This is a genomic window from Anabaena sp. CS-542/02 (assembly GCF_028331085.1).
GTDB classification, from domain to species: domain Bacteria; phylum Cyanobacteriota; class Cyanobacteriia; order Cyanobacteriales; family Nostocaceae; genus Anabaenopsis; species Anabaenopsis arnoldii.
On sequence record NZ_JAQMTM010000010.1, the window covers coordinates 1 to 24930 of the forward strand.

At 42.6% G+C, this 24930-nt stretch carries 15 protein-coding genes and 1 pseudogene; 6 read left to right on the forward strand and 10 right to left on the reverse strand.

Annotation, left to right across the window (positions count from 1 at the left end; all coding sequences use genetic code 11):
* The coding region (locus PN447_RS00590; protein WP_271760036.1) for a hypothetical protein at positions 1-466 on the forward strand (466 nt) is incomplete at its 5' end.
* Here PN447_RS00590 and PN447_RS00595 read toward each other — a convergent pair.
* From PN447_RS00595 to queG, 6 genes and pseudogenes are all read right to left on the reverse strand, one after another.
* On the reverse strand, positions 432-4538 hold the full coding sequence (locus PN447_RS00595; RefSeq protein ID WP_271760037.1) for an Eco57I restriction-modification methylase domain-containing protein: 4107 nt from the start codon (positions 4536-4538) through the stop codon (positions 432-434). The two genes, PN447_RS00590 and PN447_RS00595, sit on opposite strands and share 35 nt — an antisense overlap.
* A 12-nt stretch (positions 4539-4550) precedes the next feature.
* Positions 4551-7799, reverse strand: a complete 3249-nt coding sequence (drmD, locus tag PN447_RS00600) for a DISARM system SNF2-like helicase DrmD (protein WP_271760038.1) — start codon at positions 7797-7799, stop codon at positions 4551-4553.
* A 781-nt stretch (positions 7800-8580) separates the two neighbouring features.
* Complete coding sequence (locus PN447_RS00605; RefSeq protein ID WP_271760039.1) at positions 8581-8982, reverse strand: hypothetical protein; 402 nt, start codon at positions 8980-8982, stop codon at positions 8581-8583.
* A 5-nt stretch (positions 8983-8987) separates the two neighbouring features.
* A complete protein-coding gene (locus tag PN447_RS00610; RefSeq protein ID WP_200987545.1) occupies positions 8988-9200 on the reverse strand; it encodes a hypothetical protein in 213 nt (70 codons plus the stop codon).
* 625 nt (positions 9201-9825) lie between these two features.
* A complete protein-coding gene (locus PN447_RS00615) occupies positions 9826-10470 on the reverse strand; it encodes an HAD-IA family hydrolase (protein ID WP_271760040.1) in 645 nt (214 codons plus the stop codon).
* Positions 10445-11420: pseudogene (gene queG, locus PN447_RS00620) on the reverse strand (tRNA epoxyqueuosine(34) reductase QueG). The gene PN447_RS00615 and the pseudogene queG overlap by 26 nt, the downstream one beginning before the upstream one ends.
* 516 nt (positions 11421-11936) lie before the next feature.
* Here queG and PN447_RS00625 point away from each other — a divergent pair.
* Positions 11937-12782 (forward strand): tetratricopeptide repeat protein, encoded by an 846-nt coding sequence (locus PN447_RS00625; RefSeq protein ID WP_271760041.1) that lies wholly within the window; start codon positions 11937-11939, stop codon positions 12780-12782.
* Between the two features lie 275 nt (positions 12783-13057).
* Here PN447_RS00625 and PN447_RS00630 read toward each other — a convergent pair whose 3' ends face one another.
* On the reverse strand, positions 13058-13462 hold the full coding sequence (locus PN447_RS00630) for a response regulator (protein ID WP_271760042.1): 405 nt from the start codon (positions 13460-13462) through the stop codon (positions 13058-13060).
* Between the two features lie 373 nt (positions 13463-13835).
* Between PN447_RS00630 and gyrA the strand changes: the two genes are divergently transcribed.
* Both gyrA and PN447_RS00640 read left to right on the forward strand, forming a co-directional pair.
* The gene (gyrA, locus tag PN447_RS00635; RefSeq protein ID WP_271760043.1) at positions 13836-16355 is read left to right on the forward strand and encodes a DNA gyrase subunit A; all 2520 of its coding nucleotides are present in this window, start codon (positions 13836-13838) and stop codon (positions 16353-16355) included.
* Between the two features lie 470 nt (positions 16356-16825).
* Positions 16826-17005, forward strand: coding sequence for a chlorophyll a/b-binding protein (locus PN447_RS00640; protein WP_200987555.1), 180 nt, complete (start codon positions 16826-16828; stop codon positions 17003-17005).
* A 125-nt stretch (positions 17006-17130) separates the two neighbouring features.
* On the opposite strand, the gene rpoD is transcribed toward PN447_RS00640, so the two are convergent.
* The 3 genes from rpoD to gyrB form a co-directional block, all read right to left on the reverse strand.
* Entirely contained in the window at positions 17131-18306 is a 1176-nt protein-coding gene (gene rpoD / locus PN447_RS00645; protein ID WP_271760044.1) for an RNA polymerase sigma factor RpoD, read from the reverse strand.
* A gap of 1581 nt (positions 18307-19887) precedes the next feature.
* Positions 19888-20028 (reverse strand): hypothetical protein, encoded by a 141-nt coding sequence (locus tag PN447_RS00650; RefSeq protein WP_271760045.1) that lies wholly within the window; start codon positions 20026-20028, stop codon positions 19888-19890.
* 167 nt (positions 20029-20195) lie between these two features.
* On the reverse strand, positions 20196-22133 hold the full coding sequence (gyrB, locus tag PN447_RS00655; protein ID WP_271760046.1) for a DNA topoisomerase (ATP-hydrolyzing) subunit B: 1938 nt from the start codon (positions 22131-22133) through the stop codon (positions 20196-20198).
* A gap of 321 nt (positions 22134-22454) precedes the next feature.
* On the opposite strand from gyrB, the gene miaA reads away from it, so the two are divergent.
* Together miaA and glcD are read left to right on the forward strand one after the other, a co-directional pair.
* Positions 22455-23345, forward strand: a complete 891-nt coding sequence (gene miaA / locus PN447_RS00660; protein WP_271760047.1) for a tRNA (adenosine(37)-N6)-dimethylallyltransferase MiaA — start codon at positions 22455-22457, stop codon at positions 23343-23345.
* A gap of 101 nt (positions 23346-23446) precedes the next feature.
* Positions 23447-24919, forward strand: a complete 1473-nt coding sequence (gene glcD / locus PN447_RS00665) for a glycolate oxidase subunit GlcD (RefSeq protein ID WP_271760048.1) — start codon at positions 23447-23449, stop codon at positions 24917-24919.
* The last annotated feature ends 11 nt before the right edge of the window (positions 24920-24930 follow it).

The following is a 24930-nucleotide window of genomic DNA, read 5'->3' on the forward strand; positions in this document are numbered from 1 at the left end:
CCCCTATTCCTTCGACTACGCTCAGGGAACATACCGATTCCGGTGGTTGAGCGAAGTCGAAACCACCATCGCCCAAGTCGAAACCACCATCGGCGAAGTCGAAACCGCGATCGCCCCTAATGTTCCCTTCGACTACGCTCAGGGAACATACTACGCTCAGGGAACATACCGATTCCGGTGGTTGAGCGAAGTCGAAACCACCATCGCCCAAGTCGAAACCGCGATCGCCCCTAAAGTTCCCTTCGACTACGCTCAGGGAACATACCCACTCCGGTGGTTGAGCGAAGTCGAAACCACCATCGGCGAAGTCGAAACCACCATCGGCGAAGTCGAAACCGCCATCGGCGAAGTCGAAACCACCATCGGTCAAGTCGAAACCACCATCGGTCAAGTCGAAACCACAGATAAATTATTTTCATCAGGGAACAAGCTTAATGTTTCTGCAACGGGTTGGGTTTTTTTTTAGCAGTCTTTTTAGTCTTTCCTTGGGGTTTGGGTTTATCTACACCTTTACCCCCTAAAATTTCTAACTCATATTGATCGCCATTCAATCGTATTAACCTAGCTAATATCTCATCACGCAAGTCATCAGGATAACGATAACGCCACGGCTTTTTACGCTTATTAGAATCCTCCTCTTCCTCATAGTCCAGAATAAACTCATACTGGGGCTTTAGGTCAAACCACCCATAAGCTGCTATAACCGCCTTATCCATCGCCATATGTAACTCCCTAAGCTTAATAATCTCAGGGTCAAAGTTATTCGGGTCATGGAACCGGTTGTAAGTCTTAGTTAACCCCTCATTGTTCCGTACCATTAACGCGGCGCGGTACTCGTAATACTCCCTCCCTACAGATTCTAAATTGGGGTCATGTTCCCAGTTCTCAGGGAATGGAAATGTTTCAAAGCAATCGGATGGAGTATAGCGTAAATCATTCTTCATTGATGAACCAAAAAACCTCGCCCATATCTCATGGATGTGAGATTGGAGGACGGTAAAGGTTGAATATGTTTCATAGGGAAATATTACTAAACTTTCAGAGTAAACATAGTTTGATGGTAAGAATGTAAAAGAGCTATGTTGTCCAATACGAGATATTACTAACACGCGGTCAAGAGGTGCGATCGCATTATAAAGCTCACCCCTGGTTCTTAAAAATTGCCACCAATTTTGTTTGCCTATTAGATCATTTTGCTTCTCCCTATCAGGCTTAACCTTAGTCTCCACGATCGCCATTAAATCAGGATAACCTCTAGCCTCCTGTTCACTCATATCACCAAAATTAATCACATAACGGTGATAAGCATGGGTAGGACTAGAATTAACCTCTTCACCACCAATATAAGGGAAAATACACTCTTGATTTTTAGGGTTAGACTCAATTAACCGGTGCATCTCAGTAATGGGTGTCGCATTGGGGTTAGTATCATCAAAGGTAAAACCCATACCCAGAACAATAGACCCCTGAAAACTTTTACCCGCATTAGCTAACAGCGTCTTAGGGTTATTATTACCCGGTGCTTTAAACAGGAAAGCAGAAATATGATTAACAGGTTTACCATCTAAAATTACCCCGTCACCCGCCCGGAAATCAGTTTCCGGTCTAATAGCAGAAATCGGTTGAAACCGATTGGAGATTGTATCAACACCTCCATTAATCCTCTTCAGAGGATTTTCGCTTTCAGACAGGGAATTTATTCCCCGGTCTGGTTGAACTGATCGCGAATCTATTCCCCGGACTGGTTGAACCGATCGCATATTGACATCTTGATTAACCCGTCCATATTCCCCCTTAATGACATGAACAATGCTAACAACCACCGCCGCAACACCAGGCCATTTTAACCGCTTGGTGGCGTTGTAAATCGTCCCGCCGTTTTCACAGATGTACCTTAAACCTGTATAGCGGGTGTCACCTTGGGAGATAGTGTTAGTGGCGATTAGTCCAAAAGTCCCATTTTTTCTCAGGAGGGTAAAAGCACGTCGGAAAAAGTGAGCCGCTAAATCTGCATTCCCATGGGAATCCGGGTGAACTACCTTTAACCAATCTAAGTAACCGGGGGCGTTAGCGTTAATAGTTGTATTTTTACCCGCAAAGGGAGGATTACCCACAATCACATCAAAACCAGGGTTAGGACGGTTAAATACTTCGGGAAATTCTAATTCCCAGTTGAAGGGGATTACAGGTTTTTCTTGAGAGCGTAAACCTTGGCTAATCTCCATTACCTCCGTATTATTTTCTGGGTTTTGTCGCCATCGGAAATACTTTTGGAATAACTCATCTGTTTTTTCCTTCCTAGCTTTAGGTTTATTAGCAGCAAAGAAAGCCGCGATCGCCATATCAGCCTTAACCCGACTATCAGTTAATAACTCCTCTGACGCTTGGTAACATTGCTGTTTAGATTGGTAATCCTCATCTCTTAGTCGGTATATTTCATCTCGGTTAAATCTAGACTTGGATAATTGTTGATTTAACAGCGACAAATCCGGGTCATCATAAGTGCGATCGTTTTCCCAAGTAAACCGTTTAATCTGGTCTTGAGTTAAACCAACCAAGGAATCACCAGACTTAAAACAGTGGTCTAAAAAAGTTAGAGGATAATTATCTGCAAAGGTCACCAACCATATAGATATTTTGCCCAAAGTTACCGCAAAAGGATTTTTATCAACCCCATACAAACACCGTTCTGCAATTAATCGTCGGGCGCAAACTAAAGGTTCTTCATTAGAAGATACTGTGGTTGAACCAGGGTTTTTGTCCCAAGCTTCCACTAGCTTTTCTGCTAATTGGCGACAAGCTTCTACCAAAAAAGCACCGGAACCCATGGCGGGGTCACATACCTTTAAGTTCAATATTTGCTCTGGAGTGGGGTTAGCTCCCATGGATTCTAAAACCGGTCTAAGAGTTTCTTTAACTATTGATTCTGTGAGCGATCGCGGTGTGTAATGGGAACCACTATTACGCCGTTCTTCCCCCGGTTGCAAATATAGGGAACCAGGGGGTAATAAGCTAGGGGTTTGGGGAGATATTTTTTGACCTAGAGATGTAATTACATCTTTTGCTGTTTGAGCTTGTGTTAACTCGGTTAATGATTTACCGGAAACCTCACACCCAGCAACCTCCTGTAAATATTTGCTCCGGTCTTTGGGGGATGTCTGCAAAATCTCTTCTACACTCACCACCACGGTTACAGAATGTTTTGCGCCATTGGGTTTACTCCACACACCAATAGAGGGGGATGTCGCTTGTTCAACTTCATAACCCATGACCCCTTCATAAACTGAGCCGATTTGTTCCACATCCAGAGCGCGATAGGATAGGCGATCGCCATCTAGTACTAGTAACTTATCTAGGATTCGATACACTACCCCATCAGACACCCGCGGCGGTTCAATCTGCGATGGTAAGTTAGAATTTAATAAGTGAGAATTTAATAAACTGCGACCTTCCAGGAATGGGTACTCATCGGGGTCAAACAGTTGTCCCGCTCGTGGTGGTAAATATAAATCACCATGACTACCCCCATCGTGAACCAGGCGAAATAAACTCAGTAACCACGCCCAAGCACCATAACGCTGATCCATTGTATCAGGGTAATTACCCGCATCTGTGCGCAAGCGTTCATATAGTCCTGTAACTGAATAATTGCTGATATAAATCCTATCTTGGGGCATTAATCCCTCATCTTCTGCATATAACAGAAACACCAACCGCAGCAAGACTGTAATTAGTCCTCCGTAAATATATTGAGAATTATTTTTAGCAATGTCATCAAATAACCTGCCCTTAGCAGCTACATTCGCAGATTGGAACCCCCGCAATAAATCCCATAGAGCATCAAGTACCTGTGCCGATAACTTAGTAGAAACTTCATTTTGATACTTGCGGCTATTTTCCAACAAGGCTAGTAACCGGCGTTCCGTCGGTCCATTGAACACTCGCTGTTCTTCTAATAACATATGCATCGCACCTAAGATCAACCGTCCTGATACTTCGCCCATGGCTTGGACAGGAAAGGTCAGGTGTCCCGAAGATTCTCCCCTAGGCGCATAGACCAAGCGTAAATGACTACCATTACATAATATACCTACAGGTATATCTTGTTCTCGTAACAGTCGCTCAAACTTAGCTTGGGGGCTGGCTCGCCACCCTGTTGATGTGGTATCTTCCCTCACCCTATCTAAATCTATACCTGGTGAAATTACCTTGACTAACATCAGCCAACCCCTATGATCCGGGTCAGGGACACCATAGGTAGGTTTTAAAATTTCCCCATATTCCGGGAGAGATACCACCAAATCATCAGGAGCGGGAACTAAATCCGTAGGTTCCCAACCTAAAATCTCTTGGGTAAAGTTAGGAAAGTCAGCAATGAGCGGTGTAACTATGCTATTTAAACGCTGCTGTAACTCCACAACATTACGATTTACAGAAACTTGTAAATTATTTAATGCGATGGGGGAGACCACTAACCCCACTGGTTGTAAAAAGCCCAACCATTCTTTATGTTGTTGAATTTCTCTATCTTTCATCATAGTTTACACCCCTCAACCGGAAACCGGCCATAAATAAATTAATCCCACCGGTTCAATGCGCATCGCTTTGACTTGGTAAGAAGCTTCAATACGTCCGGGTTCAGAATTAATTTCTTCAGCAAGTCCCTGGAGTCGTTTTTCCCAGTAGCGAAGGTCTGCTTCTAATTGCTGTTTTTCCTGCGCGGGAAATTCTGCATAGGGAATACTTAACTGAATAGCTTTTTTCTCTGTAATTTCTCCTTGATGTTCTTGAATGCGCTGCTGTTGTGCTTCTAAAATTTTCTTCATTTGTGCTGCTTCTGCTTGACCCCGTGCGGTTAACTTCTTCTGCGCTCTTTGGGCTAAATCTTCCCCCCGTCGTTCTAAATGGGGAATTAATGCGGCGATGTCTTGGGGGGCATTTTTTTGTAATATTTGTTTAACTGTTTCTGGTACTTTTTGCAAGCGCGGCGCTACTAAGGAGGTTTCTAATAACTTCAATACGTTATCTTTTTCCCCTTCTTTGAGGGGTTGTAATTTCTTCCTTCCCCTGGTTACCGGGTCAGACCATTCGGCCGCGACTGTAATTACTTCATCATGTAACCGTGATGCTCCCTCTCCATAAATTGATAAGCGTCCCAGAGCGATGATTTTAGTCATGGGGTCATCTGTGAGACACACACAAGCACGAGTTAATTCATCATGTAAAAATCCTTGGGATAAAAATCTGCCTAACAGTCGCTGAACTACGCGATGTTCTAGGTGGAGGTGTACAACTTCCCCATCTAATGAACCAGGGTCGCGAAATACTACGGGACGGATGGGGGACTCCTTGCGCCATTCCCATGGTTTCTGTGCTTTTTGGCGTGGGGGTCTTAAGGTGTCTAAGGTATTAACCCATGTGGGGTCTGCGCTTTGGTCAAGTTCTGGGAGCTTCCAGCGTGCGGTTGCGGACTCTTGAATTACTTCTGCTGGGTCTACAGCTGTGAGAGCTGTTGTACCTAGCATTTCTAATGAAGCAGAAATCGCCTGGCGGAAATGTTCGTCACTTAGTCCTAACCAATCGCGAGATTTTTTCAGCATCTCTTGTAATTGGGATAATTGCTGGGTTAACTGTTCCCTGCGCTGTCGATTTGCTTCCAGTTCGGTGTTAGTTATTTGTGAGTTGGGTAAATCAGCTTTTTCTATAGCAGCAGTAATATTATTGAGTTGATGGTGGCGAATACCAGTTTCTAGTAACTGGGATAGGTTTTTCTGTAGTACCGGTGAAAGGGTTCCTAGTTCTTGGTGAATGGTTTGGGTTTTTTTCACCAATACTTTTAATACTTGGTCTTCTGGGCGTTGAGCTAAGACAAAGTAGTAACAGTTAACTACAGGCGCTCTCTGTAATTTTCTGTCAATGCGTCCGTTGCGCTGTTCCATTCTCGAAGGGTTCCAAGGTATATCAAAATGGAACAGATCCGCACAGTTGTTTTGCAGGTTTACCCCTTCCCGCGCTGCGTCGGTAGCAATGAGAATCCGCAGGGGATGATGGGCGGGATCGGCGTTGAAGGCATTTTTGATTACATCCCGGCGATCTTCCCCAATAATCCCACCATGAAATACATCTAGCCGTTGTGTGTCTCTATGGGAGCCAGTAATGGCTGCTTCTAGTTGTTGTTTTAGGTAGTTTTTGGTGTCTATATATTCAGTAAATATAATGACTCTTCTATTTAGCCAAGGGGCGTTAGGTTGACCTAAGTTGGGGCACAGATGTTCTTTAATCCAAGCCTCTAATTTTTTTACCCGTGGGTCTGGTTCATATCTGGCTTGGTTGGCGATGTCGGTCATCTGCTCTAAAATTTCCCATTCCCGACTGCTTAACCCCATATTCACAGCGTGAGCAGTAGCTAATGTTACTTGACTATCTTCCTCTGCTTGAATTTCTTCCTCTGGTAATTCCGCCCGTTCATCGTCTGCGTCGGGGGTTTCCCGCAGCAAGGGTAAGTTATATATTTGACTTACATGGTGAGTAATTTTCTTTTCCATGGTTGGTGAGCGGAGTCGAACCACAGCCGCCCGATGGACTTTTAAAGTCCGTGCAAATGCTTCTATGGAAGATAGCAACCGCTTTTGTAGGGAAGTAATTACCAGCATGGCGGCATTTTGACTAGATTTAGATGCTGTTTTTAGTCTTTCTTCCCGCAGGTGGCGATATTCTTGCAGTAAGCGTGAGAGTTGCAATTCTGGGGCGTTTTCTGGGAGGTGATCAATAATAATAGGTATTACTCGCCGTTCGGGAAATTCTTCGCCAATTTCTCGCAGGTCTTGTTTTAATCTTCTGACCATGACTGTATCTAACAGTTGGCGATCGCGCACTGGTACACCGCGACAAAATCTTTGGGGGTCAAGAATTTCTAATAATGCTGCAAAGCTGTTGGAATGTCCATTGTGGGGTGTAGCTGAGAGAAACAGTTTATGTTCAAACCTGGGGGCGATATCCCGGAGGGTTCTGGTTAGTTGGGAATCTACAGCATATCTCGACCCACTCGCAGGGGCGGCGTTATGGGCTTCATCCAGAATCAACATTGACCCACCGCTGAAATCTCCTAACCAATCTCGCAAAGGTGCAGCATAGGTTTCATCTCGTAATAAAGCATGGGAAATAATAAAGCGGTTGTGAGTTGTCCAAGGGTTAATCCCATAGCCCCGTTCTTGACGACGACTAGCCATAAATTCCCGATCAAAAATTATCAAGGTTAACCCAAAGCGGCTTTCCATTTCTTGTTGCCATTGTCGCACCACTGAGGGCGGACAGGAAATCACCACCCGGCGGACTTTTTGCCGCATCAACATCTCACGCAGAATCAACCCGGCTTCTATGGTTTTGCCTAAACCCACATCATCCGCAATAAATAAACCCACTCTCGGCATTAATAAGGCTTTGCGCAGGGGTTCGAGTTGGTAGGCTTTGACTTCAATACCCGCTCTATATGGTGCTTGGAAAAGTTTCGGGTCTGTGGAGGTGACGCAATTCCAGCGCAGGGTATGGAGATAGGCAGAAAATAGCTGGGGACTATCAAAGCCCCGCTTGGCTATAATTTCCCATGAGGTTTTACCTATGAGTTTGGCATCAATTTCTTTTTCCCACAGTACCTCTAGTTTTTCCCCTAGTGCATCATCTTCTAAACATGACAGGGAAACTAAGGTCGCGTCTGTGGGTGTGGATGGAAATACAACATCCTCAATTAGGTATTGGCGCGATCGCACCCGGACAATTTCCCCCGCTGCAAGTTCAGTCACTGGCTTTCGGTAACCTCTATGTGCTGTTATACAAGAAAAGCGAGAAAGTTCTCGCTATAACCAACAGAAGAATATTATACATCTTTTGGTAAATCTTATTTCTCTGTGGCTAAGTATTTTGTACGGACACTCAAGGGGATGGGGATGTAATCTTGGATGGTCAATGCGATCGGGTTAATTAGTTCAGGTTTAGGTTAATTACATCCAGGAATAAATCAGCATCAGGTTACCCAGTGTGGGGGAATGAATTGATTATCGGGTTAATTAGTGTGGGGAATGAACCCGCGATCGGGTTAATTAGTCTGGGGAATAAATTGATTATCGGTTCAAGCAATCCGGGGAATAAATTAAGCGTCTGAAAGCAAAAATCCTCCCAAGAGGATTGATGAAAATATTTAGACAATTTCTAATTGGTTTGAATTGGTTTCCCCTATTAGCCCGGAAATTGATTTCCGGGTGGGTGGGGATGCACAAGCGGTTCAACCAATCCGGGGAATGAATTAAGCGTCTAAAAGCCAAAATCCTCCCAAGAGGATTGATGAAAATATTCAGAGGATTTCTCATCGGTTTCAACCGATTTCCCCTATTAGCCCGGAAATTGATTTCCGGGTGGGTGGGGATGTACAGTCGGAAACGCAAACTCAAACTCAAATTCTACCTCTAACCCGTTTCCATTCAAATAGTGTCCCCAGGGAGTGGGAACCTCACTGTAAGCGATCGCTCTGGGATAATTTACAAGCTTTTTCTTTCAGTTCTTGTAGGAACATAAGAGGTTATTTTACTACGATTTAGGTTTGATCTCAAATTCAAGTTTTGAACGATAGAAACAAACATCAAATTCTATAAAGAAATTAGTTTGTCCCAAAATTAAGGGTGTATTTGGTTTATTCACCCATGCAAAAGCCAAATTAACTGATGGAAATTCACCTATTTCAGCAGTAGCAAAAAATGGCATAGCTGCTTGACTGAGATTACCTGCTAATTGGATAATTGCCTTTCTACTATCCCAGATTCCACCTAAATGAAGCCCTATTTCATAAGGTAAAACGTTTATAGTAGCACCACTATCTACTAAAGCCAACACTTCTATTATTTGATCACCTTTACGTAAAATTAATGGAAGTCTGGGTAAGCTATCAAATTCATTTTGACTGGGATCTGTTGTTGAATATTTCAACCGCATAAACGTTAATCATTAGCAATAGACTGATTTAGTTGTTCCATGAGGATTTTTCCAGCACCGAAGCTGTTATCAGGAGTTGCTAGGTAATATGTTTTGAATGGTTCTAAGGGAGAAATATCTTCTGTAGAGTCTAACTCTTCTGCAAGAATGCGAATTAATTTGAGTTTTTCGGATGCTGAAAGTTGTTGAATTGATGGTAGTAATTCGGTTAGTGTCATATTTTGCTTGTGAGGAGTGTTATCTTATTATTTATTATATTGTATTGTAGCTGTAAGCAATAACTTGAGTAATCTTTTGATTCAAAAAACATCGTTACCAGGTTCAGCCCAATAACTCGGTGACGTTCAACTAGTGCATTAAAGTGGCTGTTAGTTAGTTGAATTATCCTCATAGTTGACCAGTGGTAAAAAATTCATGTTTCTAGAGGATGTTTCATAAGTCCTGGTTGGTGTATCAATTATTGTTTTGATTCCTCCCTAACTCTCCGCTTACAAGGGGAGGGGACTTGATTTTATTGTTGTCAACCAGTCCGGGGAATAAATTGATTATCGGTTCAACCAGTCCGGGGAATGAATTAAGCGTCTGAAAGCAAAAATCCTCCCAAGAGGATTGATGAAAATATTCAGACGATTTCTCATCGGTTTCAACCGATTTCCCCTATTAGCCCGGAAATTGATTTCCGGGTGGGTGGGGATGCACAGACGGCGTAGTCTGTTCGTTTTTATTTGATTAGTGTTCCCAGGGAGTGGGAACCTTTTACACTATTTTCGCGGATCACGATAATCAACAACGAGATAACCATTATACTTGTTTCGCGATGATTTGTGCGATCGCACTGGTGACCTAACAACAGTCTAGAACTCGGATAACTTCTGGTAGTTCCTGGGGATGGTTAATTAAAATATATGGTTCTTGTTTAGCTAAAGCTTCTGGAGAATTAAAACCCCAAGTGACAGCGATAACTTTAATATTGGCTTTTTTGGAGGCTTCTATATCCCTGGTTTCGTCCCCCACATAAATTACTGCTGTAGGGTTGAGTTGTTTCTGTTTTAATACATTATTAATTATAGTTGTCTTACCAAAGATTGTCACCCCTGAATAAATGAACTCAAATAAGTGATTTAATTGGTTGTTGCTTAGAAATGCTGTAACGTTTTCTTGAGAATTAGATGTAATTATTCCTAGTCTATAACCTTGACTGTGGAGTGTTGCTAATGCTTCAGAAATACCTGGTATAGGTTTTAATTCGGAGATTTTTGCTTTTAATTCTCCCTTAACTTTTTTGAGGAGGAAGGGAATTTTAAACATAGAGACACCAGAGTATTTAATAATTTCCCTAGAGGTAAAATTTCTCAGCAGGACTAGATCCTCTGGAGTAATTTGGATATACCCAAACTCTCCAGCTAAACGATTGGCAATAGTCACCAGAGCATCTACTGTATCTGCAATTGTGCCATCAAAATCAAAAATAATTACTTTGTGGGTCATTCTTTAGGTGGGGATACGTCAAGATTAGCACGAGCATTTCTTCTGAACATTTCTGGCTTAATCCGCCGCAAGGCTGATGCGGGAAATCGTTTTTCCCACTCTTGGTGGGATATATTGGCTAATTCTATCAGAATGGGGGCAATATTACCAGGATAAGGCTGAAAATCAGCTACATCTGTTATTTGAGCAAAACGCTGATTCCACGGACAAACATCTTGGCAAATATCGCAACCCGCAACCCAGCCTTGTAAATTGGCTGATATGGTATCTGGTAATGTTTCGGAGCGATTTTCAATGGTATGATAGGCTATGCACCGATTGGCATCCACTACAAAGGGTTGGGTAATTGCACCTGTGGGACAGGCTTCTAAGCAACGAGTACAGGTACCACAGTGTTCTGTGTGTGGGCGATCGCTCTCTAGTTCTAGATTAGTCAATATCTCCCCTAAAAACACCCAAGATCCATATTCCCTAGTGATGACATTACCATTTTTACCAATCCAACCGATCCCCGCTTGTTGCGCCCAGAGTTTATCTTGTACTGGGCCTGTGTCTGCATAATATCTGGCTTGAATAGTTGTATCTAGTGATTGTAACCAAGTAGTCAAAGCTTTGAGCTTTTTATGCATGACCCGATGATAGTCTCTACCCCAGCCATAACGAGATATCTTAGCATATTCTTCACCTTCAGGACGTTGATCTGGTGTGTAGTAGTTGAGGGCGACACATACAAGCGATCGCACTTTTGGCATAACTAAGGTAATATCTTGACGCTTGGGGTTATTCATCCATTCCATATCGGCGTGATAACCCAGATTTACCCATGCTTGTAACCTCTGGGCGTTTGTATCATCTACCCCATTGACAGCAGTAATCCCTACTTGGTGAAATCCCAACTCTCTGGCTTTAGCTTTGACTACACTGCTGCTAGTTACAGAATATTGATGCATTTTCCTTTGGTGAATCGGCTCCGCTATTATGGGCAAGTTATTTATACATTATCTGTTTAAAACCTTTGTTCAACATTTTTTAATATGCATATAAGTAGGTGAACAGAAAAAAACCGAAGTATGTAACGAAGAGTAAAGTGTCCCAAAACCTCTTCTCTGTTCCGGTGTTCCCTTGTCATAACGACAAATTTTAATGCCTACTTACTTATGTAAAGATTCTTTGATTTTTGGTAAGAAATAATGCAATATGTCAATTAAGGTGGGGGGTTAGTCTACAGCTTGCCACCTGCGTACTTCCACTAACAAACTTCTGCGCAAAGTAGTAGCTGAGATGGGCGTTGACCCCTTTGAATCTGTTATTGTGGGACGGGATGCGATCACCATCTATTTACTGTATAGTTCATTACCTGAAATGCGCTATAATATGTTATGAGAATCCAGTTTGTCTTTCTTATCAAGCATAGATAGTTTAAGCTAGCTGAAAGATTCCTTGATTTACGGCTAGGAGGCGTTGGTGTGCCTAAACATATTCGTTTGATTTCGCTTCTGATTGTCTGCAGTTTGTGGAGTATGCCAAAGGCAGTCCACGCACAGGCATTGATACCTCATACATTGCAGCTAGATGCAGAAAAATTAGAAAAAGAAGGGTTGAGTTTAGCACAAGAAGCAGTTCAACTCGGACAGTTTGGGCAGTTTGACTTGGCTTTACCACGGGCGAGATTGGCTACTCAACTGGCTGCTAATAATGATAAGGTTTGGGTTCTGTTAGGTAGTTTACATTTACAGTCGAGAAATTTTGAACCGGCTATCGCAGCATTGGAAAAAGCCCAATCTCTTAATCCCCAAAATCCTGAGATTGTGTTTGCTTTGGGTTCGGTTAATTTCCAACAGCAAAATTACCAAGCAGCTGCAGCACATTACCAAAAGGGTTTGCAGTTAAAACCCGACAGCGCAGAAGGATGGTTTGATTTGGGGAATGCTTACTATATGTTAGGTCGATTACCAGAAGCGATCGCCCAGTACAATAAATCCCTATCTAAAAATCAAAAATTCTGGCCGGCGATTAATAATATCGGCTTAATTAAATACGAACAGGGGGACATTCAAAGTGCGATACAGCAATGGCGAGCTTCGGTTAAAATAGACAAACAAGCGGCAGAACCCCAATTAGCATTAGCAGTGGCACTGTATAATCAAGGGCAACGCGAACCAGCCCTGTCCATGGGAGAAGCAGCACTCCGCATCGATCAACGCTATGGTGATTTAGATTTCCTCAAGAAAAATCTCTGGGGTGAGAGATTACTCTCTGATGCTGAAAAATTCTTAGCATTACCACGCATTGCAGCGGTTCTACAGCAATAAGAAAACTAACTAGCTAGTAGCTGATTTGTGATTGAGATTGACTTGCTAAATACATTATCATGTACTAGATTTAACAATTACCCGCTACACCGCAAAGCTACATATTCTGTAGAGTCTTCCGGGGAGCGGTTTTATAATGGTCGCAATTAATCATCCCGTTAAGTCTGACGACTGTAACGGGATTACTCTTGCTCCATTCAGATAGACTATCTCAGCCAGGAACAATTCGCCCGGGGTATTTGGTGGCGGGGTATTCCTGATAAAATCAACATTTATTAGTGGATATCTGTGGGGAGAAGTGCAATAATTTGTTCAACAAACTTTTGATGATCCACAACTGGCTTAGAGATGTAGCCATCAGCACCGCTCTGGTGCAAAAAATTCTCGCGATCGCCTTCCATGGCATGGGCTGTTACCAAAATTACAGGTAAGTTGGCGGTTTTTGGGTGGGATTTCAAGATTTGGGTAATTTTGATCCCATCAACAGACTGACCTTGGTAAACGCTTCTGGAGAGAGAAACATCCATTAAAATCAGGTCTGCTTCTCCTAAGTGGGCAATTTTGATGACTTCTTCCACATTTTCTGTATGTTTAACATTCAAGCCACCCCGCTTAGTCAAAATTTTGGAAAAAACGCGAGCATTAATCAGGTCGTCTTCAACAATTAAAACGGTTTTCATGAGAATTTTAGACAATTGTGCTGAAAGTAGCCAAAGTATTTGAGATTAAGTGTACCCTTGGCATACAGGAGATGTGAGATTTATTCTGCCGATAAGCAGCGGGGGTGAACCAAAATCCCCAATCTAAAAAGTTACTATCAACGGATATGACTGATCAAATTGCCACCCGAACATCAAGGATAATACTACTGCGATTTATCCTGTGAGCACCACTGGCTGGAGACATGGGAGCAAGGCACTGAGGATTTTAATTGCTATGATAAACTACCATCAAAATTGTGTTATGAACCCCATGTCATCCGTTATGCTGCTTATTGCGTGCAGTGTTGAATCCAATCGACCTTTGTGTAATTAAATTTCAGGGAAAAAACTCATGGCAAAACAGTTAAACCTTCTCCCAAAGGGACAGGTAATCACAACAGCCCTGCATACAGAGATGCAGCGGTCTTACCTAGAATATGCCATGAGTGTGATTGTAGGGCGGGCTTTACCAGACGTGCGGGATGGACTAAAACCAGTGCACAGGCGGATCTTATATGCCATGCATGAACTCGGTCTAACCCCAGATAGACCCTATCGTAAGTGCGCCCGTGTGGTGGGAGATGTGCTGGGTAAATACCATCCCCACGGTGACCAAGCAGTTTATGATGCCTTAGTCAGGTTAGTTCAGGAATTTTCCAGCCGCTATCCCCTATTGTCAGGACATGGTAACTTTGGTAGCGTCGATAATGACCCACCAGCAGCCATGCGCTACACAGAAACCCGTCTTGCACCCATCAGCCATGAGGGGATGTTGGCAGAAATTGGCGATGAAACTGTGGAATTTATCGGCAACTTTGATAATTCCCAACAGGAACCTACGGTACTCCCGGCTCAATTGCCTTTTCTATTGCTCAATGGCTGTTCTGGTATTGCTGTGGGTATGGCCACAAATATTCCTCCCCACAACTTGGGAGAATTAGTTGATGGCTTGATTGCCTTAATTGACCAACCGGATTTGTCAGATGAAAAACTATGGGAGGTCATTCCTGGTCCGGACTTCCCCACCGGTGGCGAAATAGTTGGTAAGTCAGGGATTCAAGACGCATATTCCACTGGTAAGGGTGGAATTGTACTGCGAGGAGTGGCCAAGACGGAGGAAATTGCACCGACTAGAGGTAGTAAGCGGCGGACAGCAATTATTATTACTGAATTACCTTATCAAGTGAATAAGGCTGGCTGGATTGAGAAAGTAGCAGATTTAGTTAATCACGGTCGCCTACAAGGAATTTCCGATCTGCGGGACGAAAGCGATCGCGAAGGGATGCGGGTAGTGATTGAACTCAAACGGGATATCAACCCCCAAGAAGTTCTGCAAAACTTGTATCACCAAACCGCCTTGCAAAGTAATTTTGGAGCCATTCTCTTAGCATTGGTGGATGGACAACCGCGCCAGTTAAGTTTACGCCAGATTTTGCAGGAGTTTTTGAAATTCCGGGAACAAACCCTCAACCGTCGCTATAGTTATGAGTTGGGTAAGGCACAAAGTAGGCTGCATCTGGTGTCAGGGTTGCTCAAAGCACTATCTCAACTGGATCAATTAATTGAAATTTTACGCCAAGCTGCTGATGGTAGTACTGCTAAAATCAACCTTTGTAGCCGTCTGGATTTGAGTGAGGAGCAAGGAGATGCTATTCTGTCCATGCCATTACGCCGCCTCACTAGTTTAGAACGGTCTAATTTGCAGCAAGAGTTTGAGGAACTCAGCGCAGAAATTGCTGTATTGCAAAGATTACTTAGCGATCGCCAAGAACTACTCAAAAGACTGAAAAAAGACTTGCGATCGCTCAAGCGCAAATATAACAATCCCCGACGGACTAGGCTTTTAGCCCACACTAGTCAAGAGTTACTTCAAAACAAGGGAGCCGAAAGTAAAGATAAATTATATTTAGACCAAAAAAAAGTGGCTCAGGAAAGTTTACCATCTTCTGAACCACCAGAAGAAGTGGTGTTAGAATTCAGCCACCGGGGATATGTGCGTCGGCTGCAGCCATCAGGGAAAAAATCGAAAGCCGAAAATGGTCTAGCGGATCATGACTTCATCACCCAAACCGAGTTAACTACAACAGATAAAGAGTTACTAGTAATTACCAGTGGTGGCAAACTCTACCCTATGAGTGTGGGAGATATTCCCCCTACGACTGGACGTTCTCCCCGGGGAACACCACTGATTACTATGCTCAGTAGTACGGCTCAAAGTGCTCAGGAAGCGGTGGTTAGTCGTGTCCTCTTACCAGAAAATTCTCAAACTAGGCAGATGGTTCTGCTGACAAAGGAAGGACGAATTAAGCGCCTATCTTTGGGAGAATTTACGAATCTCACCCGTCGGGGAATTACGATTTTGAAGCTCAGAGAAGATGATGAGTTGTTGTTGACCCAGTTAACTACTGCTCAGGACAATCTCATTTTAGCTAGTTCTGGCGGACGCTTATTAAAGTTTGCTGCCGATGATCAACAACTTCCTGTGATGGGGCGGACTGCTATGGGGTTACAAGCATTCCGGCTGTTAAAACATCAACACATGGTAGGCTGTGTTACTGTGCATGGGGACGATCACCTGTTGCTGGTGACTGAAGAAGGATATGCCAAACGGCTACATGTGAGTGATTTAAAACGAGCTGATCGGGGTAATTTAGGCACACAAGCCCTGAAATTTACCACTAAAACGGATCATTTAGTTGGGATGGTTAGGGCGATCGCCTCTGCTGATGTGGCACTGGTGACTAATAAAGAGCGTGTTGTGCGCATCAGAGTAGAGACTGTGCCCATTTTGGGTAGAGATGGTCAGGGTGAAAGGATTCTTGACCTGCACCGGGATGAAAGAGTGATCACGGTGATGCTAGTCGGACTGTAATCCGCATACACTAATTGAGAACTATGGGAACCTCACGCAGCTTCTATGTGTGGGGTTTTTAGCGTCATAAATCATAAACTTTACTATTAATCAATATATAGCACTACGCATACACGTTAGGACATCATAATTTTGGTTTTAAGGGAACAGGGAACAGGGAAATGTCCTAACACTTGTGGTTACTACTATAATTTCTCAGCTAGCTATTCCCCAAATAATCGTTATTATCGGTATTTTCGTGGACAAATAACCCAATTAATCATAAAATTATTGAGAAGATATCTTAATAAATATGTAAAATGGCTGTAATTTCTGGACATCTACCCAGTGATAGATGCTTTTCTAGCCTGATCAGCAATAAGTACACAAGTCAAGAGATAGCAACAAATCATAAATAAATGTTGTATTTCTCAACTATTTGTTATATTATTTTACATAAGGCAATAATATTATAGTTAGGAGTGCCAACCATGACAAACGCAACAAACGTTAATGCTCCGGTAACTGAAGATCGCAACGCTTGGCGTTGGGGCTTTACACCCCAGGCGGAAATCTGGAATGGTCGCTTGGCGATGATTGGCTTTTTAGCAGCCGCCCTGATTGAGTTGTTTTCTGGTCAAGGCTTCCTTCATTTTTGGGGCATTCTGTAAGTTTGATATACGGAAATAGGTAGATAAAAAAAATCAATAAAAAAACCTGGCACTACCAGGTTTTTTATTTGTGCTTCATTTTTGCATTAGTCATCAGATATTATCGTCAAACTAATAACTCATGACTAGCGAATATATTCCTTAAGAACACTATTGCGATTGGGATGACGTAACTTACGGAGTGCTTTAGCCTCAATTTGACGAATCCGTTCCCGGGTGACGTTGAAAATCTGCCCAATTTCCTCCAGAGTCTTCATGCGACCGTCATCTAAACCATAGCGGAGTCGGAGTACATCACGTTCACGAGGGCTGAGACTATCAAGGACTTTTTCGAGGTCTTCACGCAGCAGATTTTTGGAAACCTGATCTTCTGGAGTTTCACCATCGGATTCAATAAAATCGCCCAATCGAGAATCTTCTTCTTTACCGATAGGGGTTTCTAGTGAAATGGGTAATTGGGCAGATTTGGCAATAAACCGCAACTTCTCGATGGTGATTTCCATGCGAGTAGCGATTTCTTCTTCAGTGGGTTTGCGACCCATTTCTTGAGATAGCAACTTGGTAGTTTTCTTAATCCGGGAAATGGTTTCGTAGAGATGAACCGGTAGGCGGATAGTACGGGATTGATCAGCGATCGCCCGGGTAATAGCTTGACGAATCCACCATGTAGCGTATGTAGAAAACTTATAACCTTTTTCGTGGTCAAACTTTTCTGCGGCGCGAATCAAACCAAGACTACCTTCCTGGATTAAGTCTTGGAAAGACAAACCACGATTCATGTATTTCTTGGCAATTGACACCACAAGGCGCAGGTTCGATTGCACCATTTTATCTTTTGCCCGGCGACCAATATGCAGGCGATAAAGAAATGTCCGCTCTGGCAATTGTACTTCTTGAGCCCATTCCTTGTATTCAGGTTCCCGTTCTAACCGCTCTTGCAGTCTATCCCGCACCCTTTCTAATTCCAGTAAATCAGCGATTTTCCGCGCCAATTCGATTTCCTCGTCTGCCCGCAATAGACGAATCCGGCCAATTTCTTGCAAATAAAGGCGAATAGAGTCTTCAGTGTAGTGCTTTTTCTTGCTTTGTGTCCGACGACGTGATTTAGCGGCTTTTCCAGACTTTATGTCGTCCTCATCAGACTGAGGCTCTAAAAACTCATCTTCGCCATCATCATTAATCAGCAAGTCCTCTTCTTCTTCTTCTTCTTCGACTAAGAGTTCTAACTCGAGCTCAGGCTGATTTATTATTTCTAGGTCAGGCTGATAAATGCTTTCGAGTACGTTGTTAGCCTGGTTCATGCCGCGTTCCTCATGCTCCTTGCAGAATCAATTACTCAAGATGTGTTTACTGCTCTATTAACCGAGCTAGTTCACTACCGAAAATAGGTTTTTAGGCTGACTTCCCGGAAGTTTTTCTCCTCTGTGAGAGGACTGTTTGATGATATGTAGAAAGTCATATTACTGACTTGCTCATTTTAGTTAGAAATCATATGTGTTGCTATGACATACAACTTTTAACCAAGTTTAAACAAAGATTTGTCTTGATCCCAAAAACCTACCACTCCATATAACCAAAATATGAGTGTAATATGAATGTTGGCATATTTTCTGATAAAGACTTTTCCGATTGTAGCGTGTTTCACAAAAATTGCACTCTTTTTGTGTGTTAATCATGATGCAATTGTGCAAAGTCAAGCCACTAATAACTAAAAGATATTAGAAATGGTAGTCATACCCTGAAATTTTTAACTTTCTCCCATCTAGTGGCGTTATCTTTACATTCAAAGGAAACTACACCCGCTATTACATACATTTAAGTATGATATGCAACATTAACTACATGACACCCGTTTTGTTAATCTTAACTTAAGCGACAAATACTAATGCACCCATTTTTACATTTCCTTCATAAACAACTTAATTTTTAGATTTGCACGGAGCTTCTGGCACTGTAAATACAGTCAGAATCATCATGCTTGTCTTCAGACACGGAACTTTACCTTTGCCAAATGCCTAAACTAGGGAGTTAAGGCTGTGGTGTCATCAGCAAAATGACCAACGGTTGAGATTTGACTGATTCGTCTTATTCACACATTAGCGCACTGCCGAGATTTCTACCTTATGATAGTTGACAAACTCTTCTTATTGTATACACCGATATTTTAATCAATTCAGAGGAATTTTAACAGTTAAAATTACAGATATTAGACTTAAGTAGGCTAATATCTAAATTATACAGGTAATATCATAGACATCACCCCGGCAATACAAAGAAGGTATGAGCAGTCAGAATTCCCAACATAAAACAGTCAGATTATTGGTTAATCACCCACTGGCGGCGTGGCTGTAAGTCATAACATTGTTAAATCTAATACTCTTACTTTAGGGACAATGTTGTGATTACCCGATATTTAATCTTTAAGATATTGAGCTAATTCTGCTGGGTAGAAGAAATTAAGCTTTGCTATTCAAGCATAACAAATGCCTTTCTAACTTGTGGGTGAATTTCACCCATAACTTAGATTTATAGCAATCCTAAATGATTCATGAACAATTTCTGTTCCCTGTTCCCTGTTCCCTGTTCCCTTTCCTCACTCATAATTTCTCAAGTCAAATAGGATGACTATAGATATCGATGCTTTTGACTCTGACTAAAGTGCCAATACAATCTAGTTGGCATATACTTGACAAAAATTTGTTTTTGTGATTTTTGCACCATTGAAAAAATTATAGTTATGCTAATTTTATCTTGATGTATTATATCAAACAATTTGACCAGACAAGAAATCACCAAGAAAATTTCCCCGCTTGTGGTTCGACGGGGAAATTTTAGCAGGGAGTATTACTGTTGATGAAATTACTTGAGTTCTAGGTTGTGGTCTAAGTATCGGGGAAATCTGATGGCAGAATTACCCGATCAACTATTTGACACTCTGATGGTGTAAAGACACTGAGATTCTGCTGACAGACTAACTTTAGGTCTAACCCCACAGTCTTACTCTCGCTACGGTCGTCAAACACCGTCTACCCAGTCGGCTAAAGTCTAAGCCTAGTTTACTGGCTAGTTTTCCCTCTCAGGGCTAAAGCCGCTGAGTTTCCCGCTGACCGCGATATTTTTACGAACAATAAGGGTTGTCGCCATTTTCGTTATCAACGCTAGTCAAATTGGTATTTAGATATCTAAGTATTTAGATATCTAAATCCGTGAGATTGAGTTTAGAAGCATAGGTTTCGATGAATTCGCGTCTGGGTGCGACGCGATCGCCCATTAAAATTGTAAAAATGCGATCAGCTTCCGCAGCGTCTTCAATTTCCACCTGCTTCATTTTCCTGGTTTCTGGGTTCATGGTGGTGTCCCAGAGTTGTTGAGGCATCATTTCACCCAAGCCTTTGAAACGTTGGATGGTATAGTTAGCGTTGCTGGGGAATTGAGCAATTTTTTGTTGTAATTCCCGATCACTATAGCAATACTCATGATTGCGTCCCCGTTCTAATTTAAATAGTGGTGGACAAGCAATATATATAAAACCTTGTTCAATGAGCGATCGCTGATATCGATAGAAGAAAGTTAACAATAGTGTACGGATATGCGCCCCATCAACATCAGCATCAGTCATAATCACAATGCGATGATAACGCAGTTGGGAAGCGTCAAATTCGTCACCTTTTACGCCTAAACCCAGGGCTGTAATTAATGCTTGGACTTCGTTATTTTTATAGATTTTAGCGTCGTCTGTCTTCTCGATATTGAGGATTTTACCACGAAGCGGGAGGATAGCTTGGGTACGGCGATCGCGTCCTTGTTTAGCACTCCCACCTGCTGAGTCGCCCTCCACGATAAAGATTTCCGACTCTGCTGGGTCACGAGAACTGCAATCTGCTAATTTCCCCGGTAAGGGTGAAGATTCCAGAACAGATTTGCGCCGTACTAACTCCCGCGCATGACGAGCTGCTTCGGCGGCTTTAAAGGCTTGAATAGCTTTATCTAAAATCGAGTCAGCGATTCCCGGATGAAATTCTAAATACTCACCGAGAACTTCTCCCACCAGAGAATCAACAATCCCGCGAACTTCAGTATTACCCAGTTTGGTTTTAGTTTGTCCTTCAAATTCTGGGTCGGGGACTTTCACAGAAATTACTGCTGTCAAACCTTCCCGGACGTGTTCACCACTGAGGTTAGATTCATTCTCTTTAATTTTATTGCGCTTGCGAGCGATGGCATTTAAAGTGCGAGTGAGAACCGCCTTTAACCCTTCTAAGTGAGTACCACCATCAACGGTGCGAATATTATTAGCAAAACCCAGCACATTGTCTGTGTAAGCATCAGTACACCACTGTAAAGAAACTTCTACTTGTACATTATTGCGTTCTCCATGCACATAAATAATTTCTTCGTGTAGTGGTTGCTTCTCGCGGTTCAAGTAACCAACATACTCTTTAATCCCACCCTTGTATTCGTAGGTTTCTACCCTGGGTGTATCGCTTTTGAGCAGTTCCAGCCGATGGTCACTAAAGGTAATTTTGACACCTGCATTTAGATACGCTAGTTCCCGCAAGCGACCTGCTAAAGTCATGTAATCAAACTCAATACCAGTAGTAAAGATTTGGTAATCTGGCTTAAATTTGACAGAAGTCCCGGTTCTGCCCTCTTTTTCAGGCTTTACTTGCAGTTCAGTAACTGGTAGACCTCTTTCATAGCGCTGGACATGAACCTTATAATCCCGCCAAACAGTCACTTCTACTAGTTCCGACAGGGCGTTAACTACGGAAATCCCCACCCCGTGTAATCCCCCAGATACCTTGTAACCACCACCCCCAAACTTACCCCCAGCGTGTAGTACGGTTAATACAGTTTCCAACGCCGATTTCCCCGTGCGCGAGTGAGTGTCGGTGGGAATACCCCGACCATCATCTGTGACGGTCACGGAACCATCAGCATTGATATCCACTTCTATATGGGTACAGTGACCCGCCAAAGCTTCATCAATAGAGTTATCTACCACCTCATAAACTAAATGGTGGAGTCCTCGCGGCCCTGTAGTCCCGATGTACATCCCCGGCCGTTTGCGGACGGCTTCCAGACCTTCCAGAACTTGAATCTGATCGGCACTGTAACTGCTCGTCATGAAAATTCTCCTGATGCGTGGGTTAAAAGTCGCCCAAAAACAAAAAAGTTAAAACACACCAAAATTATAACACAAAAGGGTTAATGAGGACTGTAGACCATTTTTATGAGAAGTTTATCTAGGGGATATAACCCCATAAGTTTTGTGAACTGATTGCCTCAAAATTTGCAGTTACTGAGATTGCCTCTGTATTATCTGTAGTATATGAATTTTAATTAGTAAGGGCTAGGAAACTACCTATGAGAAAAAATAAAATAAAAACTTTAGGATTCTATCACAAAAGCTTGACTAGAAACCGGTGAGTATGGGAAGTTAAGATAAATGACTAAATTAATTGTAATTTGTGGTGCGACGGCCACAGGTAAATCAGGTTTGGCTTTGAGTTTAGCTGGGGGTTTAGGTTCTGTCATCCTCAGTGCTGATTCCCGTCAGGTGTACCGGGAATTTGATATTGGAACGGCGAAACCAACATCTACAGAACAAAAATTAGTACCACATTATTTAATAGATATCTGCGACCCCAGGGACACTATGACGGTAGCAGACTATCAGGAACAAGCACAAAGTTTAATTACTTCCCTACCTCAGTCTCCACTACTGTTAGTTGGTGGTACTGGTTTGTACATCCGCTCTATTGTTCAAGGGATGAAAATTCCCAGGGTTGCACCAGATCAAGAATTGCGATCGCAACTGGAATCTTTAGGACAAACCTACCTATATGGTATTTTAAAACAAGTAGATGCGATCGCTGCCCAAAAAATTCATCCCCATGATAATGTCCGGACTTTACGAGCATTAGAAGTATTTTACATTACCGGTTGCCCCATTTCCCAGCAGCAAGGAGAGAACCCCCCAGATTACCCAATTTTGCAAATAGGTCTAGATTGTGACCCGGAAAAACTAAGGCTGCGGATTCACAAGCGAACCGAACAAATGATCGCTGATGGTTTGGTGGCTGAGGTAGAATATCTCTCTCAAAAATATGGTGCTGATTTACCTTTATTAAATACCTTGGGATATCAAGAAATTAAGCAGTATTTGGCGGGTGAAATTTCTTTAGAGTCAGCCAAAGAATTAACTGTTCTACATACACGACAATTTGCCAAGCGCCAGCGTACCTGGTTTAAAGCATATCCTCAAATTCAGTGGTTTAACGCTGATGATCCTGATTTAGTAGAAAAGGTTTGGCGACGAGTAGGGGAATTTGTTTAGCAGCAAAGCCTGAACTCTGGGATAAAAGTAGTAACTGTCCTCCTTTGCAAGCGCTATTCTGGTAACAATGAAGATATATCTACATTTGACTATAAAAAGCTATGCTCATCCAAGAGAAAAAGCAATACAACTGGAAAGCTATTATTAAAGCATTTGAAACCGTAGTTGGTAAAAATGGCGTGGTACAACGCCGTGAAGAACTCATTACCTATGAGTGCGATGGTTTAACCAGTTATCGTCAACGTCCCGCTCTGGTATTACTACCCAGAACTACAGAGCAAATTGCCCAAATTGTCAAAATATGTAATCAATATTCTGTACCCTTTATCGCCCGTGGTTCTGGTACTGGTTTATCTGGGGGGGCTTTACCTTCGGAAAATTCTGTTTTGATTGTCACTTCCCTAATGCGGCAAATCCTGAGTATTGATTTAGATAATCAGCGCATTGTAGTACAACCAGGGGTAATTAATAGCTGGGTAACACAAACCGTCAGCGGGGCGGGATTTTATTATGCACCAGACCCCTCCAGTCAAATTATCTGCTCAATTGGGGGTAATGTGGCGGAAAACTCAGGGGGAGTACATTGTTTAAAGTACGGTGTCACAACTAACCATGTCTTGGGTTTAAAAATTGTCACGCCCACCGGGGAGATTTTAGATTTAGGGGGACAAATTCCCGAAACACCTGGTTATGATTTAACAGGTGTATTTGTGGGTTCTGAAGGTACTTTAGGTATCGCTACAGAAATTACTCTGAAAATCCTCAAAAGTGCCGAATCCATTTGTGTGTTATTAGCCGATTTTACCAGTGTCGAAGCTGCTGGAGCAACGGTTTCTGATATTATCAGCGCCGGAATTATTCCCGGTGGGATGGAAATGATGGATAACATCAGTATTAATGCAGTGGAGGATGTTGTCGCCACAAATTGTTATCCTCGCGATGCTACGGCTATTTTATTAGTAGAAATCGATGGTTTGGATGTGGAGGTTCAGGTCAATAAACAACGGGTTATTGAAATTTGTCGCCAAAATGGGGCGCGAAATGTAACTAGTGCTAGTGACCCAGAGACACGTTTAAAACTTTGGAAAGGACGGAAAGCAGCTTTCGCAGCCGCTGGACACTTAAGCCCAGATTATTATGTCCAAGATGGTGTCATCCCCCGGACTCAGTTACCTTATGTTCTCCAAGAAATTGAGGCATTAAGTGAAAAATATGGTTATAAAATTGCCAATGTATTTCATGCTGGAGATGGAAATTTACACCCTTTGATTCTGTATGATAATTCTATACCAGGAGCGCTGGAAAAAGTAGAAGAAGTAGGGGGAGAAATTCTGAAGCTTTGTGTTAAAGTCGGTGGAAGTATTTCCGGTGAACATGGTATTGGTGCTGATAAAAAATGCTATATGCCAGATATGTTTACCCCGGCTGACTTGGAAACTATGCAATGGGTCAGGCAGGTATTTAATCCCCAAGGTTTAGCAAATCCTGGTAAAATATTTCCTACCCCCCGCACTTGTGGGGAAGCCGCAAATTCAGTAAATATTAAGCAGTTTCCCGGCGTGGAACAATTTTAATTGGGCTTTAA